This is a genomic window from Prevotella sp. HJM029, from assembly GCF_000599605.1.
In the GTDB taxonomy this organism is placed as follows: Bacteria; Bacteroidota; Bacteroidia; order Bacteroidales; family Bacteroidaceae; genus Prevotella.
Genome location: NZ_AZHT01000055.1, coordinates 1 through 293, shown reverse-complemented (window position 1 = coordinate 293; position 293 = coordinate 1). Strand labels below are relative to the sequence as shown.

At 47.4% G+C, this 293-nt stretch carries 1 rRNA gene; it reads left to right on the top strand.

Annotated elements, in window-relative coordinates:
* Positions 1-293: ribosomal RNA gene (locus tag X919_RS15930) — 23S ribosomal RNA — on the top strand; the annotation flags it as partial.

The window sequence follows — 293 nt, the reverse complement described above, 5'->3', positions numbered from 1 at the left end:
GCAGGTAATCAGACTTCCAAGAAAATCCGCTAAGCATATTCTAAAGGTACCCGTACCGCAATCCGACACAGGTAGACGGGTAGAACATACTAAGGCGTTGAGAGATTCATGGTTAAGGAACTAGGCAAATTGACCCCGTAACTTCGGGATAAGGGGTCCTCATAGCAATATGAGGCGCAGAGAATAGGTCCAGGCAACTGTTTAACAAAAACACAGGGCTGTGCAAACTCGAAAGATGACGTATACAGCCTGACACCTGCCCGGTGCTGGAAGGTTAAGAGGAGATGTCACTA